We start from the raw sequence: 15,439 nt of genomic DNA on the forward strand, positions 1-15,439 counted from the left end.
TACGACCGCCGGAGGCATTCTAGCTTCACCGGATCAGATTCATGCGCAGCTTTATCTTCTGGCGTGTATTGGCGGGCAGATGCCGGTTCAGGCGGCGGTTGATCAGGCCGAACACACCGATAATGGCGAGCGAACAGAGGATGAAATAGAAGGCGAGGATCGGGTAAGGCACAAAGGGGTTGAAGGTCTTGTCCGCGAAGTGACTCGCGTAATAGAGCGCATCGCCGCGTTGCTGCCATGCCGGAAAGCTTGAGAAGAACACCAGCGCGGTTGCGTGGAACAGGAAGATCGCCTCGTTCGTGTAGGCGGGCCAGGCCAGCCGCAACATCGTGGGCCACACCACACGCCGGAAGCGTGACCAGCCGGATAGGCCATAGGCATCCGCAGCCTCGACATCCCCTTTGGGGATAGAGCGCAGCGCGCCATAGAAAATCTCACCCGAGTAGGCAGCGGTGTTCAGGAACAGGACGATCAGCGCCCCCAGCCAGGCGGCTGTGAACGGATCAAAAAAGTCGTTCGTTCGCTTGAGGTTGAGAAACAGGAAATAGGCAAAGAAGAACTGGATAAAGAGCGGTGAGCCCCGGAATATGAAGATGAACCATTCCGCCGGTTTGCGATAAAGTGCGCGGCTCGATGCTTTGCCGACGGCCAGCAATGTTGCAAGGAAGAAACCGCTGATCAATGCCACGATACCGAAATAGACATTCCAGATCATGCCTGAGCCGATCAGTGTGAAATGCTCGCAAATTGTGAAGTCCGAGCGCGGCAACAGCCGCTCGCCAAACCCGACGGAGCGGAGTGCGTAAGCCTGGATCGTTTCCCAACAGCTCATGCGGCGACCCTCTTGCGTTGCTTTTCACCACCTGTGGTGGCCTGCCCGTGGGTCAGGCGCTGCATGAGACGCTCAAGAACGATTTCTGATACGCGGGTCATCATGAGGTAGAAAGCCAGCAACCCGAGGAAGTACCACATGCGCCAGTCGCCATGAGGGTAGCTGGAAAAGCGCGATGTTTTAGTGCCGCCCAGCTCGCGCGCCCAATACACGATGTCCTCAATGCCCAAGAGAAACAGCAGCGGCGTCGCCTTGATCAGCACCATCCAAAGGTTTGACAGACCGGGCAACGCATAGACCCACATCTGTGGAACAAGAACACGCCAGAAGGTCTGCCGACGGCTCATACCATAAGCCTCGGCCGTTTCAAGTTGTGCGCGGGGTACGGCACGCATGCCGCCGAACAGCACATTCGCGGCAAAGGCGCCGAAGACGATAGCAAAAGTGATCACGGCCAGCAGGAAGCCGTAGGTTTCGTGCACCCATTCCGCGGCGTTGCCCAGCGGCAGTTTCGCCTGCGCACAGACCAGGAACTCGCTGCCTTGCCGGACAGGTTGCGTCCAGTCCGGGCAAATTGCGCGGTGGCGCACATATTCGAACATCTGATCGAGTGCGATCACGAAGAAGAGGAAAAAGGCCACGTCGGGCACACCGCGAACGATCGCGATGTAGCTTTTGCCCAGCAGGCTGACGGGCAGAAGGTCGGACCGCGCGGCCATAGCGCCGAGAAAGCCGACCCCCAATGCCACTGGCGCGGTGACAGCCAGCAAAGCAAGGACCTTTATGAAGGATGCATAAAAGGACATGTGGACGCCCGTCGTCAGATAGCAGGAAAACCATCTGACCGTGTCCAGCGTATTGGGATCAGCGCAGTAAGAAAACATCGGAGGCCTCGCGCGACTGCCAGCCTGTAGGGCCGGTGCCACGTGTAGGGTGCAGGCGCGGTCAGTGCCGCGCCTGCAAGGACCGTATTAGTAGGTCGCGACCTCGTCGCCGAACCATTTGACCAGCAGTTCGTTGAGCGTGCCATCCTCTTTCATGGAGGTGATGGCTGCATCAAACTTGCCACGCAGTTCCGCATCGCTTTCGCGCAGGCCCATGCCGACACCACCGCCGAGCGGTACAGGCTCACCCACGAACAACAGGTCGCCACCCGATTCCTCGACCATAGGCACCAGGAAGTCGCGGTCGGCAAAGACGGCATCCGCTTCGCCGTTGCGTACGGCTGCGATGGTCTCTTCGGGTGTGGCGAATTCGACCAGCGTGGCACCGCTTTCCGCGATATAGCCCGCCTGGATCGTTGCGGTTTGCGCCGCGACCACGCCGCCTTCCAGATCGGCATCTTCCGAACCAGCCACATAGGCCGAAGCGGTAGGCGGGTAGTAGTCTTGTGTGAAGTCGATCACTTCGTCGCGCTCAGCGGTGATGCTCATGCCCGCGATGATCGTGTCGTAGTTGCCGGACACGAGGTTGGGGATGATCGAGTCCCAGTCGTTTTTGACCCATTCGCAAGTCAGTTCAGCGCGCAGGCACAGTTCATCGCCCACTTCGCGCTCGAACCCGTCAATTTCGCCAGCATCGTTGATGAAATTGTAGGGGGCGTAGGCGCCCTCGGTCCCCATGCGCACGACGCTGTGGCCGTCGGCCATTGCAAAGGTGGCTGTTATCGCAACGGCCACTGTCGAAAGAAGGATGGATTTCATGTGAGTTTCTCCCGTTGATTATTGGTTACGCGGCGTGGGTTGCAGATAGAAACCCACGCAGTCGTTCTGATTTGGGCGCGCCAAATAGCTCGTCTGGCGGTCCTTGTTCTTCGATCAGGCCCTTGTGCAGAAACACGATGTGGTCGCTGACATCATGGGCCAGTTTCATGTCGTGGGTCACAATCAGCATGGTCCGCCCTTCGGCGGCCAAGTTCTTGATCACCCTGACAACTTCCTGTTCCAGTTCTGGGTCCAGGGCACTTGTTGGTTCGTCAAACAGCAGCGCTTCGGGTTCCATGCACAGTGCGCGGGCAATGGCCGCCCGTTGTTGCTGGCCGCCCGACAGCTGGGCGGGATAGGCGTCGCACTTGTCGCCGATACCCACCTTGTCCAAGTATGCGCGTGCGGCATTTTCGACCTCTGCAGGATCGCGGCGCAGCACGGTCAAGGGCGCTTCCATCACGTTTTGCAGGATGGTCATGTGCGCCCACAGATTGAACTGCTGAAACACCATGGACAGGTTCGTACGGATGCGCAGCACTTGCTTGGGGTCCGACGGGCGCCGCCCATGATCGCTGCCCTTCCAGCTGACCTGTTCGCCTTTGAACACCACCTCGCCCTCCTGGCTGTCTTCCAGCAGGTTGCAGCATCTCAAGAGCGTGGATTTGCCCGAACCTGACGAACCGATGAGGGATACCACGTCGCCCCGTTTTGCCTGAATATCCACGCCTTTCAGCACTTCGAGGGGGCCGTACGCCTTGTGCAGGTTTCTGATTTCAATAACGGCGGTGTCTGACACGTGGATTGGCTGCGCTTGTTTTGATCAGCCGGTATAAGGGAGGAAAACATGTGCCTTGTCCACGGGCAAAAAGGACGTTTTGCCCACCATTTGCGCAAATTGACGTAGGGATAGCCCGGTTTGGTCAAGGTGCTGGCGGAATGGGGAGCGCAAGGTACTCGGATGGCGGGATTTGTACGATGCCATTCAGGCGCAGGTCGCAGCGATCTTCGTGTGTCAGTCCGGAAATTGCAGTTGCAATAGCATCGAAAACCGGTTTCGGATCGTGGCCCTGTGCGGTGATGTAGGGCAGGGCGGGCGTGGGGTGCGTGCGGTCAAAAGCGTCAATTTGAACAGCCGCATCCGTGTCTTCGGCAGCCCACAAGAGCAGCGTGACCGCATCGACCGCTGCAAAGTCAGCCTTCTGACGCAGCACCGCCCGGATGCTTGCGATATGAGCCTGAGTTTGCAAGGTCTTTCGAGGTCGCAGCTTGCGGTTCTCAAGATGTGCCAAGGGCGCAGCCCAGCCCGATTGCGACAAGGGATCATTGAATGCCATCACCCCCCGTTTGGACAGCTCGGGAAGAGGCCGCGGGTCATTGCGGCGCCTGATCAGATAGCTGAAATAGTGGCCTTGTGGGCAATCGGGCAGATCGTAGTCAGGCGTGCCGACGAGCGTCACCTGATCATGCAGCCTTGCCCTGTAGGGCAGCCCGCAAGTCTGGGCCAGAAGCAGTTCGGGTGATTGCCATTCGGTCCAAGGATCTCCACCGCGCGTCAACTGATCCGGTCCATGCCTGAGCGCCTTGCGTATCCCGGCCCAGAGCCGGTCATGGGCGCCTCGCAAGTGCGGCATGTCATACATGCCGAGCGAAGCAATCACCCGATGACCCTTTGGCGTGCCTTTGCGCTGTCCTGATCCGTGATGCCCAGCAGGTTGGTGACCAGCCGCAACAGCGCATCCTCTTCCTGCGCGCGCTGACCATCGGCGAGGACCACCTTCCAGAGGGCTTCGACGACTGCGAGACGATCTTCGTACGCGACGGCCTCCTTGATTGCTCTGGTGAAGCGAACCGTGTCGGGGGCGTCGGCTTCCATCGCCTCGGCGTCGGCGCGCAAGGCGTTGGCATCCTTGCGGGTAAGCCCATAGCGATCTTGCGTAATCTGGTCGATCAGGGCGCGCTCGTCGCCTGAATAATCATAGTCCGAACGGGCCACGCGCACCAGAAGTGCAGTAAGGGCCAGCCGGGCGTCAGCGTCGGCGATTGGGGCGGGCTCGGGCTGGATCAGCCGCTTGAGGAGGTCCTGGAACATGGGTGCCGATATATGGAGGTTGTGCCTATTCGCCAAGCGCACGGGTGCGAATGTCTGCGCTGTCCTCGGGCGTGATGCCGAGGGCGGCTTCGATCTGGTGCAGAACATCCTCTTCGATGCCGGCATGTTCGCCATCGGCGAGCAGCACCTGCCACATGGCCATCGCCAGACCGAGCCTGTCAGCATAAGGTACTGTTTCTCTGAGAATATTCGCAAATTCAGGCGTGCCGGGCGCGTGCCGTTCCAGCGCCTCGCACGTGGCGCGCAACTTTGCCGCGTCCAGTGGCTTTAGGTCAAATGTGGCTGACAGGATCTTGTCGATCGCGGCCACTTCGGGGGCCTGATATTCGCGGTCGGCCATGGCCACGCGCACCAGCAGCGCACCCAGCGCGAGCTGCGGCGTGGGCTCGGGCAAGGGTTTGGTTTCCTTGGGTCTTTTGGGAAAAAGGCGTTCGAACATTGCGTATCACTTCAGTTGGTCAAAGCGAGTTTTCAGATTTGCGGCCTGTTCGGCAAGACCAAAGGGCGGCCTGATCACGAATAGGCCGGACCCGATCATACCATGGCCGGGGCGCGCGGGGCGGAACCGCACTTCGTGTCGTAGGGCATCGGGATGATCTTTTTCAAGTATTTTCAGCATGTTGTTGTGCGTATCTGATGTCAATATCGGGTACCACAGCGCGATGATGCCTACATTCCATGCGCGTACATATTTTTTGATGTGGCCGGGGATCGTTGCGTAGTCCTCTTTCACTTCGAAGCTGGGGTCGATCAGCATCAGGCCGCGTCGGGGTGTTGGAGGCAACATTGAATGAGCCATGGCAAAGCCGTCTGCACGGCGGACCGTGGCCTTTGGTAGCGCCAGCTCCAGTGCGTTGTGTTCATTTGGGTGGAGCTCGGCAATGGTCAATGTGTCGGTGTCGCGCAGGATCTGGGACGCGATGAGGGGTGATCCGGGGTAGACTTTTTCTCCATTCAGATCAGTAATTTGTTTAAGACACTTCGCGTAAGGATGATCCTCATCAAACCAGTGCCGTACCCGCGTGATGCCCTGGGCCGCTTCGCCAGTCTTGACCGCTTCGCCTGCAGAAAGGTCATACAGGGCGCGACCGCCATGGGTTTCGATATAGCTGACCGGTTTGTCCTTTCGGATCAGGTAATCCAGCATCCACGCCAGAAGGCTGTGCTTGTGAACATCCGCAAGGTTTCCGGCATGGAATATGTGCTGGTAGCTGAGCATGGGGGCTTATGGCCCGCAGGGCACTGTACACGCAACGGTTAACGACACAATATAGTTCCAAGCGCGGATCTGTGCGTTAATACCAGTAAAATAAGGGACATCGGCCGTCACCCTGCGTACACCTCCAAAAACACCGGCAATCCAGCTTTCGGCAGGTTAAAGGGCCGCGCTGCCAAATCTTGCCAGTCCGTTAACGTCGCCGGGGGCGGAGACGCGGGGCGATCCGAAGGGCTCCTAGCAACACAAGTGCGCTGAGGCCGTACTTTGTTATCGTTTCCATCGTGCCCTCGATCAAAAGGACATGGGTGACAGTACCGACAGCGATTGTGAGTGCTAGCGACACATGCATCCTGCGCCATGTCATCGGGCGGACTGCGATCCCTCTGCGCAGTGCGGCCATCAAGGCAGCGGCAAACACGGCCCACATGGCGATAACCCCCCAGACCGAAAACGGTGTGGGTGAGGTGAAGGTCAGCGCATCGATCACATCTGGCGGGCTGGTGATCCAGAGGCCAACAACGTGCCCAACCACCGCAGCCAGCAAAAGCGCACCTGTCAGCCGATGGAGGCGGCGGGCACGGGCGTGGCTCAGGTATGGCAAATCACCGGCAGCGAGGAGGGGCTGCACCAGCAAAAGTGTCATACCGAAGATGCCCGCAAAGCCTGATGCGATGTAGATACCGTCGCGCCATTGCAGAAGCGGGCTGAACCCTGCTGCCACAATCGGCGCTGCAACAGCGATCGCCAGCGCGGTCCACGGAATGACGCCGCGCATGAAGTACGTCAGGTCTGTTGCAGGACGAACTGCACGTCGAGCGTTGTATCAGAGGCGCTGGACATGATCGGGCGCAGAAAAACGGTCTGGAAGCCGTTGTCATCGAACTCTGCATCATAGGCGAGGTGCCCGTGCGGTTGGCCAAAGGCCGGAACGATTTGCGGCATATCCATCTGGAACCGGCCCTGTGCATCCGTGAGCGTCGCCCCGTGGCTGCGTTCGTCCCTTTCGTGCCCTTCGGTTGTGTGTGCCCACATCTGGATGCGGGCGTTGGGGATTGGCGCGCCGTCACCTGCCCGCAGAACGGTCCCAGTCATCAGGAAGCCGCCGCCGCCGATGCGGTCAACGATGGGCGCGCCGGGGCGGTAGTTGTTGGCACCGCCGCGCATGGTCGGGGTCGGGGCAAGCGTTTGAGCGCTGGTGGGAATGGTGAGGCCGCTGGTGAGCAGGGCGGCTGTGCCGGTGGCAAGGATAGTCCGGCGGGGGAATGAGGTGGTCATGACGTGTCTCCTCAGCTGGCGGTTGCCTTTGAGGTAAGAGGGTAACACAACGGATAAACCGTGGTCACGGGGTCGTGATGGCACCTGTCGCGTTATGCAATGTGGCGGTGCATAAACCAGGTGTTCCGCGATCGTGCGGCTGAGAAGGGCATTGCACCGGTGCAAGACTGTCTGATATTGTCTTTTTCGGCGTTCTTTTTCTGGGTTTGCGCCCTTGGTTCTGCTGATCCTGTATTGCTTGCTAACGGGTCGTCTTACAGCCTTGCATTCCAGAAAGGATGACAGGAGCGCCGAGTTAATGGCGTCGCCGATCATCAGGGGGTTGGTGAATGTCTATTGGCTGCTGTTGCCAATCTATTTGGTTCTGTTGGTCGTCTATGTGGTACTGCAGTTTTCCTGACGTGAAACGGGCATGAGTTGTCGCAACACGCAGCATAGCATGACAAGCAATCGTGCCTGTTCGATGGTTTTTAGTGCTGCGATCTGGTTTTAAACCAGCCGTGACATGTCCTTGGCCGCGCGTACGAAGTCCTGGAACAGGGGGTGCGGGTCGAAGGGCTTGGATTTCAGTTCCGGGTGGAACTGCACGCCGATGAACCACGGGTGATCTGACCATTCCACGATCTCTGGCAGGCGGCCATCCGGCGACATGCCCGAGAAGCTGAGCCCCGCTTTTTCCAACTGCTCGCGGTACTTGATGTCAACCTCGTAGCGGTGGCGGTGGCGTTCGTCGATCGTCGTGGTGCCGTAGGCTTCGGCCACGCGGCTGCCTGCCGTCAATGTGGCGTCGTAGGCCCCAAGGCGCATGGTGCCGCCCTTGTCGTCGCCCACCTTGCGTTCGACCTTGTGGTTGCCCTGCACCCATTCCTTGAGGTGATAGACCACTGGTTCAAACCGTTTCTTGCCCGCCTCGTGGTCAAATTCCTCGGACCCTGCGGTTTTCAGGCCAGCCACGTTACGCGCCGCTTCGATCACTGCCATTTGCATGCCAAGGCAGATGCCGAGGTATGGGATCTTGCGGGTGCGGGCGAACTCGGCCGCCTTGATCTTGCCTTCGGTCCCACGCTCGCCAAAGCCGCCGGGGACGAGGATGGCATTGAAGCCTTCCAGATGGGGGGCGGGGTCTTCGTTGTCGAACAGTTCGGCATCGACCCACTCGACCTTGACCCTGACCCGGTTCGCCATGCCGCCATGGGTCAGTGCCTCGGCGATCGACTTATAGGCATCTTCAAGCTGCGTGTACTTGCCGACGATCGCGACCTTTACCTCGCCTTCGGCATTGTGGATGCGGTCGCTGACGTCTTCCCACTTTGCGAGGTCCGGCTTGGGCGCCGGGCTGATCTGGAAGGCGTCGAGCACGGCCTGATCCAGCCCTTCGGCGTGGTAGGCGAGAGGGGCGTCATAGATGGTGCCAAGGTCCTGCGCAGCGATCACGCTGTCGGGGCGGACATTGCAGAAGAGGGCAAGCTTCTCACGCTCCTTTTCCGGGATTAGCCCCTCTGACCGGCAGACCAGAATGTCGGGGGCAATGCCGATGGACCGCAGTTCCTTGACGCTGTGCTGGGTCGGCTTGGTTTTCAATTCGCCGGACGCCTTGATCCATGGCAGCAGCGTCAGGTGCATGAAGATGCACTGGCCGCGCGGCTTGTCCTGGCTGAACTGGCGGATGGCTTCGAAGAAGGGCAGCCCTTCGATGTCACCGACGGTGCCGCCAATCTCGCACAGCATGAAATCGACCTCGTCATCGCCGATCTCGATGAAATCCTTGATCTCATTCGTGACGTGGGGGATGACCTGGATCGTTTTGCCGAGGTAGTCGCCGCGCCGCTCTTTCTCGAGCACGTTGGAATAGATGCGGCCGGAGGACACGGAATCGGTTTTGCGCGCAGCCACGCCGGTAAAGCGTTCGTAGTGGCCAAGATCGAGGTCGGTCTCTGCCCCATCATCTGTCACGAACACTTCGCCGTGCTCAAAGGGTGACATGGTGCCGGGATCGACGTTCAAATAGGGGTCCAGCTTGCGCAGCCGTACGGAAAAGCCACGGGCCTGCAAAAGCGCGCCTAGGGCAGCCGATGCCAACCCTTTGCCCAGCGATGACACAACGCCGCCCGTGATGAAAATGTAGCGTGCCATGTGGTGCAGTCCCCCGTGGTTCAATCAGGCCTTCAGGCCACTGTGAGCAGACGCATGAAAGCGTTCCCCACGGGGCCTCAGTATAACAGGATTCGGTTCAACGGGGCAAGGATGCCGCAACATCATGTTGCAGCTTTTCCCGTGCCCGCAAGGTTTTGTTTAGTCGGCGCTGGGGACCAGCGGTGCGTCGTCGTCAGCCGTGGGTGGCAACAAGTCACTGCCGGGCGGTACCAGATCGTCCGCAGGGGCGTTCTGTCCGGGCGGCGTGATGCCCAGCTGGTCGATGACGGACGTGCCGGACGCGTTCTGTGCCGCGATGATCGTCAGCGTGATCGAGGTGATGGTAAAGCCGATCCCCAGGATCCATGTCAGCTTACCCAGCGCGGTGGCTGCCGGACGGCCCGTGGCAGCGCCACCTCCGCCGCCGCCCATGCCAAGCCCACCCCCTTCGGAGCGCTGCATCAGCACAACGGCGATCAGGCCGAGGGCAAGGATCAGGTGGATGATCAGGACGACGTTTTCCATGAAGCGTTCAAGGCTCTTTGCTGCGCGATGGGCGGTATCTATGCAAGTTTGCGAAGCGGGGCAAGTGCGGTTTCGGCCTCTGGACATTTGTGTACGTGGGGTTCCATGATCGGGTCATGCCACATGACCATTCCGACCACGATCACCCGCATTCATTGTTGCCCTCGGACCCCGCGTTGCGGGTCAAGGCGCTTGAAACCATCCTGACGCAGAAGGGGCTGATTGATCCTGCCGCGCTCGATGAGATCATAGACACCTATGAAAACAAGATTGGCCCCAAGAACGGTGCCCACGTGGTGGCCCGGGCGTGGTCCGATCCTGAGTTCAAGGCTGCCTTGCTGGAGGACGCCGATCCGGTGCTGGCCGAGCTGGGCTATTACGGGCGGCAAGGCGAACATATGGTGGTGGTCGAGAACACGGAAGCCGTCCACAACATGGTCGTCTGCACGCTCTGCTCTTGCTACCCGTGGCCTTTGCTCGGTATTCCGCCGGGCTGGTACAAGTCCGACGCTTATCGGTCCCGCGCCGTACGCGAGCCGAGGAAGGTCTTGGCTGACTTTGGTGTGACATTGCCCGAAGAGCAGGCCGTGCGCGTCTGGGATTCGACGGCCGAGGTGCGGTACCTTGTTCTGCCGCAACGGCCCGAAGGCACAGAAGGCATGGATGAGGCCGCGCTGATGGCACTGGTCACCCGTGACAGCATGATTGGCTGCGGCGTGGCGGTGTCACCATGACGCGCGTGCACGATATGGGTGGTCGTTTCGGGGATGGCGCTGTGGTGCCAGAGACTGAGGATGTGATCTTTCATGCCGATTGGCATCCACGTGCGCTGGCGATCACGCTGGCATGCGGGTCGCTGGGGCTGTGGAATATTGATGTGTCGCGTCACGCGCGGGAGTGTCTGTCTCCCAAGGACTACACGCGCTTTTCCTACTACGAAAAATGGATGGCAGCGCTGGCTGATCTGCTGGTCGATACCGGGGCTGTGAGCCGCGAAGAGCTGGCGCAAGGGGCGGCACGGGGAACGAGCAATCTGGCGGACAAGCGGTTGGCGGCGGCCGCTGTGGCCGGGGTCCTGGCCAAGGGTGGTCCCGCAACGCGCCCGAGCAATGTCGCCGCGCTTTTCGTTGCGGGAGATACGGTGCGCATTCGGTCGATCCCGGAGAATATGCAGGTGCCCGGTGGGCACACGCGGCTGCCTGCCTATGCAGCCGGAGCAGAAGGGACAATCGTTCGACAGCATGGCACGCATGTTTTGCCCGACAGCAACGCGCACCGATTGGGCGAAGCGCCTGAACCGCTCTATGCCGTGGCGCTCAGGGCGCAGGACATCTGGGCGCATCCGGAACATCCCGAGGATGAGGTGATCCTTGACCTGTGGCAAAGCTACCTGATTGCATTATGACCCCTGAACCCAGCTTTGAAGCGCCCTGGCATGCGCAGCTTTTTGCCCTGACCGTGCATTTGAACGAGGCGGGTCAGTTTGCGTGGCCGGATTGGGCTGTGCGTTTCGGGGCGACGTTGAAACGGCACGGGTTAGAGAAAGAGCTGAACGGTGGGGACGATTACTTTGTCGCGTGGCTCGAAACACTCGAGGCGCTGTTGACCGAAACAGGGGCCGCCGAAGCGGCTGCGCTTTCGGATATGCGCGCGGAGTGGGAAGCCGCCTATCTGCGCACGCCACATGGGCAGCCCGTGACACTGGACTGATCCTTCATCTTGCCAGTTAGACTTCGGGGGCTTGGGGGCTGGCCCCCAAGAATGACTTTTTCCGCCAAAAAATCTTGGCGGGGTTGCTACTCGTACACGTCGTCCATATCCGCCTGCCCCGACAGGCGCCGCCGCACATGGCTCCAGTTCAGGCCGACCCCCAGCACAAGTGACAGGGCGAACACACCAAGCCATGTGTTGAGATTGCCATTGTCCAATGTCAGTAAGCCCAAATCGTACAGCACCCACAGCACCGCACCCACGACGGCCAGCACCATTGCCATGCCAAAGCCGCCAATGGATCGCAGGGTGGCGCGCAGGTAGATGATGTAGCCGATCAGCAAGAGCAGCCCGGCGAGAACCGCGATTGAGAGATTGGTTGGCCCATGCTGCGCGGCCCATGCCACGTAATTGTATTCGGTGGGATTGTAGGTGACGGCCAGAAGGCCAAAAGCGAAAAGCCAGCGTGCGAGAAAGCCCATGGGGGTTGGTCCTTGGATCGTGCTGATGCGTTGATGGCCTGAAACCTGCGTGGGTCGCAAGCCGCTGGTGCCTCCGGCGGTGGTATTTTTCGTCAGAAGAAACACAGATACCGGTTTGCCTTGCCCGTGCGTTTCGCTATACGGACGCGGGTTTGCTTTCTGAAAGGGCATCAAATGGCCAATGTGGTGGTTGTCGGCGCACAATGGGGCGACGAGGGCAAGGGCAAGATTGTCGACTGGTTGAGCGAGCGGGCCGATGTGATCGCCCGCTTTCAGGGCGGACACAATGCCGGGCACACGCTGGTCATTGATGGTGAGGTCTACAAACTGCATGCGTTGCCTTCGGGCGTGGTGCGCGGCGGCAAGCTGTCTGTCATTGGCAACGGGGTGGTGCTGGACCCGTGGCACCTTGTCTCCGAGATCGAGACCTTGCGCGCCCAGGGCGTAGAGATCACGCCCGAGACGCTGATGATTGCCGAGAACACGCCGCTGATCCTGCCGATTCACGGGGAATTGGACCGGGCGCGCGAAGCTCAGAATTCCGTGGCCAAGATTGGCACAACCGGGCGCGGCATCGGTCCCGCCTATGAAGACAAGGTGGGGCGCCGCGTTGTGCGTGTGGCTGATCTGGCCGACCGTGCGACGTTGGAACTGCGGGTTGATCGGGCCCTTGTGCATCACGATGCACTGCGCCGTGGGCTTGGCCTTGATCCGGTGGATCGCGATGCGCTGATTGCCAAGCTGAGCGAGGTGGCGCCCGCCATTCTCGAATACGCCGCCCCTGTCTGGAAGGTGATGAACGAGGCGCGCAAGGCCGGGAAACGCATCCTGTTCGAAGGGGCGCAAGGCGCGCTTCTGGACATCGACTTCGGCACCTATCCCTTTGTCACCTCGTCCAACGTGATTGCGGGGCAAGCCGCAACGGGTGTGGGTATGGGCCCTGGGAGCATCGATTTCGTGCTGGGCATTGTCAAAGCCTACACCACCCGTGTGGGCGAGGGGCCGTTTCCGACCGAGTTGGAAGATGCGGATGGTCAGCGCTTGGGCGAGCGGGGGCATGAGTTTGGCACCACGACAGGTCGCAAGCGTCGTTGCGGGTGGTTCGATGCCTGCCTTGTGCGCCAGACTTGTGCGACCTCTGGCGTGAACGGGATTTCGCTGACCAAGCTGGACGTGCTGGACGGGTTCGAAACGCTGAAAATCTGCGTGGGTTATGAGTTGGACGGCGAAACGCTGGACTATCTGCCCACAGCCGCAGACCAGCAGGCGCGCTGTACGCCGGTTTACGAAGAGATGCCAGGTTGGTCTGAATCGACAGAAGGCGCGCGCAGCTGGGCCGATCTGCCGGCCAATGCCATCAAATATGTGCGCCGGGTCGAAGAGTTGATCGACTGCCCTGTCGCGCTACTTTCCACATCGCCCGAGCGTGAGGATACGATCCTGGTGCGGGACCCTTTTGCCGACTGAGGAGCCTCGCATGGCGCTGCGCTACAAGACCCGGAAATGGCTCGCCCTGTTGATCCTGATCGTGGCGCTGCCGCTCTATATCGTGGCGGCTGTGTCCATCGTGGGGCTGTTCGACCGGCCCCCGATCCTTGTTGAGCTGCTGATCTATGTCGGGTTGGGTGTCATCTGGGCCTTCCCCCTGAAGTTTGTCTTCAAGGGGATCGGTCAGCCTGACCCCGACGCTTGACGCGCCTGCCATGTGGCTTTGCTGAGCCGGTAGCATTCATAAATGGCTGTTCCGCTGCTGAGCGTTCGCGTTTCTGTTGCGACGTGATCGACGCCGAGTTTCGCAGTGGCTTTTTGTGAGCGGACATTATCGGTACCGATGTGGAACCAGACGGCCTCCATGTACTGGAAGGCATGATCCAGCATCAGAGATTTCATTTCCCAATTCGCGGCACCGCCCCAATAGGCGCGCGTCAGGAAGGTAAAGCCGATTCCATATTCGCCAGGGCTTTCCGGGGCCGGGTAGTAGCGTGAGCAGCCGATGATGTCATTGCTGGCCCGGTCCGTGGCGACAAGCGTGCCGCCTTCGCGCAGAAGCATCTGGAAATAGGGCGCGAACACCTCTGGCTTATAGCGGTCAGGCGACGGGTGCACCGCCCAGATGGCAGGATCGGACGCCGCGCGCGCAAGTGCGCCTTCATCTTCGGCCTGCAAGGGGCGTAGATGAAGGGTGGGACCGGTCAGTGTGGGTTGGTCTGGAAAGCTCATATGCGCATCAGCCATGAAAAAAGGCGCCTGTTCAAGGGCGCCTTTAAAGAGTTCATTTGCTGGGCTTAGCCTGCTTCGCGTTGGTCCGGGCGGTAACCGATATCGCCTGTCACGGCAAAGCGGCCCCCTCTGATCTTTTCGATCTTGCCCGCGCGCAGCAGCTGACCGAAAGAGCGCAACCCGTCTTCCCGGCTGAAGTCGCCTTGTTCGACCTGACGCACCTTGGTCATCAGCTGCGGGCGCGAGAATTGATCGCGGCCTTCCACGAAGCTCAGGTAGCTTGCGGCGGCTTCCAGCAAGGACGGCAGGTCATGCGCGCCCATTTCGGACGCGTAGTCAGCGAAATTGCCTGCGTCTTCGGTGCTTGTGCCGTCATCCATCGCGGCCACACGGCGCGGTGTGACAGGGCCCTTGGGCGCCGCGTCAACGTCAACACGTTGTTCCGCAACGAGCTTGAGCGGCGCAGGGCGGTCGCTGCCCGGGCGCTTCGCACCTTCGCTGCGCGCTTCGGGACGGCGTGGTTTGACGACAGAGGCGAGATCCGAGCGGAATGCGCCTTCCTCTTCTTCGTCCTTCTTGCCGATGTCGGCATCCGCCTTTTTTGCCATGACCGCAGCCTTGAGATGCTGGAAGGCGTTGCGGCGGCGCGACCCTTCCGGTTCATCCATCTGGTTTTCGGCCTCGGCCATCAGGCGTTGCACGTCATCATCTTTGACGCCTTCGGGTTCTTCGGACGTGTCCGCCTGAGCTTCGACTTCATCAATGTCGGCGTCGTCGTCAATGTCTGTGTCGACGTCCTCTGATACCGGCAACTCCGCCTCAACCTCGGCCAGTTCGGCCAGCAGTTCGGCTTCATCTTCTGCCGACAGGGTGCTTTCGGCGGTCGAGCCCTCGACCTCTTCAAGCGCACCGCTGGCAATGGCCGCGTCGATGTCCGCGCGCTTGACCTTGATCACGCGTGCGCGCGGGTGGGCGGGTGCCTCCTCCGCTTCGGGCGCATCGGCCTCTGCGCTTTCGTCAAAGAGGTTGTCGGCGACGTCCTCTTCCGATGCAGGTGCATCGTCATCGGCTGCCATCAATGCCGCCAGCGTGTCGAGACCAAGATCATCGTCATCATCTGCTTGCGAATCGGACGCGGCCGAGATCACCTCTTCTGCTTCTGCTTCTGCTTCTGCTTCTGCTTCTGCTTCTGCTTCTGCTTCTGCTTCTGCTTCTGCTTCTGCTTCT

Annotated in this window: 19 protein-coding genes and 1 pseudogene; 5 read left to right on the top strand and 15 right to left on the bottom strand. The window is 60.2% G+C overall.

Annotated elements, in window-relative coordinates; genetic code table 11:
* Positions 1–25: 25 nt before the first annotated feature.
* The 12 genes from Q1A75_RS19605 to secG all read right to left on the bottom strand — a co-directional run bounded on the left by Q1A75_RS19605 (position 26) and on the right by secG (position 9,800).
* Positions 26–832, bottom strand: a complete 807-nt coding sequence (locus Q1A75_RS19605) for an ABC transporter permease subunit (protein WP_299551778.1) — start codon at positions 830–832, stop codon at positions 26–28.
* Positions 829–1,716 (bottom strand): ABC transporter permease subunit, encoded by an 888-nt coding sequence (locus tag Q1A75_RS19610; RefSeq protein ID WP_299551775.1) that lies wholly within the window; start codon positions 1,714–1,716, stop codon positions 829–831. The genes Q1A75_RS19605 and Q1A75_RS19610 overlap by 4 nt, the downstream gene beginning before the upstream one ends.
* 87 nt (positions 1,717–1,803) lie before the next feature.
* On the bottom strand, positions 1,804–2,535 hold the full coding sequence (locus tag Q1A75_RS19615; RefSeq protein WP_299551772.1) for a transporter substrate-binding domain-containing protein: 732 nt from the start codon (positions 2,533–2,535) through the stop codon (positions 1,804–1,806).
* Positions 2,536–2,560: 25 nt separating this feature from the next.
* A complete protein-coding gene (locus tag Q1A75_RS19620) occupies positions 2,561–3,334 on the bottom strand; it encodes an ATP-binding cassette domain-containing protein (protein WP_299551768.1) in 774 nt (257 codons plus the stop codon).
* 124 nt (positions 3,335–3,458) lie between these two features.
* The gene (locus Q1A75_RS19625) at positions 3,459–4,196 is read right to left on the bottom strand and encodes a PhnD/SsuA/transferrin family substrate-binding protein (RefSeq protein WP_299551765.1); all 738 of its coding nucleotides are present in this window, start codon (positions 4,194–4,196) and stop codon (positions 3,459–3,461) included.
* Positions 4,193–4,627 (bottom strand): TerB family tellurite resistance protein, encoded by a 435-nt coding sequence (locus Q1A75_RS19630; protein WP_299551762.1) that lies wholly within the window; start codon positions 4,625–4,627, stop codon positions 4,193–4,195. Before Q1A75_RS19630 ends, Q1A75_RS19625 begins: the two co-directional genes overlap by 4 nt.
* A 25-nt stretch (positions 4,628–4,652) precedes the next feature.
* A complete protein-coding gene (locus Q1A75_RS19635) occupies positions 4,653–5,087 on the bottom strand; it encodes a TerB family tellurite resistance protein (protein WP_299551759.1) in 435 nt (144 codons plus the stop codon).
* Between the two features lie 6 nt (positions 5,088–5,093).
* Positions 5,094–5,867, bottom strand: coding sequence for a 23S rRNA (adenine(2030)-N(6))-methyltransferase RlmJ (rlmJ, locus tag Q1A75_RS19640; RefSeq protein ID WP_299551756.1), 774 nt, complete (start codon positions 5,865–5,867; stop codon positions 5,094–5,096).
* 190 nt (positions 5,868–6,057) lie between these two features.
* Entirely contained in the window at positions 6,058–6,642 is a 585-nt protein-coding gene (locus tag Q1A75_RS19645) for a ferric reductase (RefSeq protein ID WP_299551753.1), read from the bottom strand.
* An 8-nt stretch (positions 6,643–6,650) separates the two neighbouring features.
* On the bottom strand, positions 6,651–7,142 hold the full coding sequence (locus Q1A75_RS19650; RefSeq protein ID WP_299551750.1) for a twin-arginine translocation pathway signal: 492 nt from the start codon (positions 7,140–7,142) through the stop codon (positions 6,651–6,653).
* A 489-nt stretch (positions 7,143–7,631) separates the two neighbouring features.
* Positions 7,632–9,275 (bottom strand): CTP synthase, encoded by a 1,644-nt coding sequence (locus Q1A75_RS19655; protein ID WP_299551747.1) that lies wholly within the window; start codon positions 9,273–9,275, stop codon positions 7,632–7,634.
* A 159-nt stretch (positions 9,276–9,434) separates the two neighbouring features.
* Positions 9,435–9,800: a preprotein translocase subunit SecG gene (gene secG, locus Q1A75_RS19660; RefSeq protein ID WP_299551743.1), complete on the bottom strand. Its 366-nt coding sequence runs from the start codon at positions 9,798–9,800 to the stop codon at positions 9,435–9,437.
* Positions 9,801–9,916: 116 nt separating this feature from the next.
* Here secG and nthA point away from each other — a divergent pair, with 116 nt between their 5' ends.
* The 3 genes from nthA to Q1A75_RS19675 are packed head-to-tail and all read left to right on the top strand — an operon-like array spanning position 9,917 to position 11,510.
* Positions 9,917–10,534, top strand: a complete 618-nt coding sequence (gene nthA, locus Q1A75_RS19665; RefSeq protein ID WP_299551741.1) for a nitrile hydratase subunit alpha — start codon at positions 9,917–9,919, stop codon at positions 10,532–10,534.
* Positions 10,531–11,205 carry a nitrile hydratase subunit beta gene (nthB, locus tag Q1A75_RS19670; RefSeq protein WP_299551738.1) on the top strand — a complete coding sequence of 225 codons (675 nt, stop codon included), beginning with the start codon at positions 10,531–10,533 and terminating at the stop codon, positions 11,203–11,205. The genes nthA and nthB overlap by 4 nt, the downstream gene beginning before the upstream one ends.
* Entirely contained in the window at positions 11,202–11,510 is a 309-nt protein-coding gene (locus tag Q1A75_RS19675) for a nitrile hydratase accessory protein (protein ID WP_299551735.1), read from the top strand. The genes nthB and Q1A75_RS19675 overlap by 4 nt, the downstream gene beginning before the upstream one ends.
* 86 nt (positions 11,511–11,596) lie before the next feature.
* Here Q1A75_RS19675 and Q1A75_RS19680 read toward each other — a convergent pair whose 3' ends face one another.
* Complete coding sequence (locus Q1A75_RS19680) at positions 11,597–11,992, bottom strand: DUF6524 family protein (protein ID WP_299551732.1); 396 nt, start codon at positions 11,990–11,992, stop codon at positions 11,597–11,599.
* 174 nt (positions 11,993–12,166) lie between these two features.
* Between Q1A75_RS19680 and Q1A75_RS19685 the strand changes: the two genes are divergently transcribed.
* Positions 12,167–13,459: an adenylosuccinate synthase gene (locus Q1A75_RS19685; RefSeq protein WP_299551729.1), complete on the top strand. Its 1,293-nt coding sequence runs from the start codon at positions 12,167–12,169 to the stop codon at positions 13,457–13,459.
* Between the two features lie 10 nt (positions 13,460–13,469).
* The gene (locus tag Q1A75_RS19690; RefSeq protein ID WP_299210703.1) at positions 13,470–13,685 is read left to right on the top strand and encodes a DUF2842 domain-containing protein; all 216 of its coding nucleotides are present in this window, start codon (positions 13,470–13,472) and stop codon (positions 13,683–13,685) included.
* On the opposite strand, the gene Q1A75_RS19695 is transcribed toward Q1A75_RS19690, so the two are convergent.
* Both Q1A75_RS19695 and Q1A75_RS19700 read right to left on the bottom strand, forming a co-directional pair.
* Positions 13,664–14,227: a GNAT family N-acetyltransferase gene (locus Q1A75_RS19695; RefSeq protein WP_299551726.1), complete on the bottom strand. Its 564-nt coding sequence runs from the start codon at positions 14,225–14,227 to the stop codon at positions 13,664–13,666. The two genes, Q1A75_RS19690 and Q1A75_RS19695, sit on opposite strands and share 22 nt — an antisense overlap.
* Positions 14,228–14,277: 50 nt before the next feature.
* Positions 14,278–15,439, bottom strand: a pseudogene (locus Q1A75_RS19700) (hypothetical protein); the annotation flags it as partial.

Source organism: uncultured Tateyamaria sp. (assembly GCF_947504105.1).
GTDB lineage: Bacteria > Pseudomonadota > Alphaproteobacteria > Rhodobacterales > Rhodobacteraceae > Tateyamaria.

Bases quoted from the DNA above. Each gene is read 5' to 3' on its own strand.
- Q1A75_RS19615 (WP_299551772.1), bottom strand. From the start codon at position 2,535: ATGAAATCCATCCTTCTTTCGACAGTGGCCGTTGCGATAACAGCCACC.
- Q1A75_RS19650 (WP_299551750.1), bottom strand. From the start codon at position 7,142: ATGACCACCTCATTCCCCCGCCGGACTATCCTTGCCACCGGCACAGCC.
- Q1A75_RS19695 (WP_299551726.1), bottom strand. From the start codon at position 14,227: ATGGCTGATGCGCATATGAGCTTTCCAGACCAACCCACACTGACCGGT.
- secG (WP_299551743.1), bottom strand. From the start codon at position 9,800: ATGGAAAACGTCGTCCTGATCATCCACCTGATCCTTGCCCTCGGCCTG.
- Q1A75_RS19680 (WP_299551732.1), bottom strand. From the start codon at position 11,992: ATGGGCTTTCTCGCACGCTGGCTTTTCGCTTTTGGCCTTCTGGCCGTC.
- Q1A75_RS19605 (WP_299551778.1), bottom strand. From the start codon at position 832: ATGAGCTGTTGGGAAACGATCCAGGCTTACGCACTCCGCTCCGTCGGG.
- Q1A75_RS19630 (WP_299551762.1), bottom strand. From the start codon at position 4,627: ATGTTCCAGGACCTCCTCAAGCGGCTGATCCAGCCCGAGCCCGCCCCA.
- Q1A75_RS19610 (WP_299551775.1), bottom strand. From the start codon at position 1,716: ATGTTTTCTTACTGCGCTGATCCCAATACGCTGGACACGGTCAGATGG.
- Q1A75_RS19655 (WP_299551747.1), bottom strand. From the start codon at position 9,275: ATGGCACGCTACATTTTCATCACGGGCGGCGTTGTGTCATCGCTGGGC.
- Q1A75_RS19685 (WP_299551729.1), top strand. From the start codon at position 12,167: ATGGCCAATGTGGTGGTTGTCGGCGCACAATGGGGCGACGAGGGCAAG.
- nthB (WP_299551738.1), top strand. From the start codon at position 10,531: ATGACGCGCGTGCACGATATGGGTGGTCGTTTCGGGGATGGCGCTGTG.
- Q1A75_RS19645 (WP_299551753.1), bottom strand. From the start codon at position 6,642: ATGCGCGGCGTCATTCCGTGGACCGCGCTGGCGATCGCTGTTGCAGCG.
- nthA (WP_299551741.1), top strand. From the start codon at position 9,917: ATGCCACATGACCATTCCGACCACGATCACCCGCATTCATTGTTGCCC.
- rlmJ (WP_299551756.1), bottom strand. From the start codon at position 5,867: ATGCTCAGCTACCAGCACATATTCCATGCCGGAAACCTTGCGGATGTT.
- Q1A75_RS19635 (WP_299551759.1), bottom strand. From the start codon at position 5,087: ATGTTCGAACGCCTTTTTCCCAAAAGACCCAAGGAAACCAAACCCTTG.
- Q1A75_RS19690 (WP_299210703.1), top strand. From the start codon at position 13,470: ATGGCGCTGCGCTACAAGACCCGGAAATGGCTCGCCCTGTTGATCCTG.
- Q1A75_RS19675 (WP_299551735.1), top strand. From the start codon at position 11,202: ATGACCCCTGAACCCAGCTTTGAAGCGCCCTGGCATGCGCAGCTTTTT.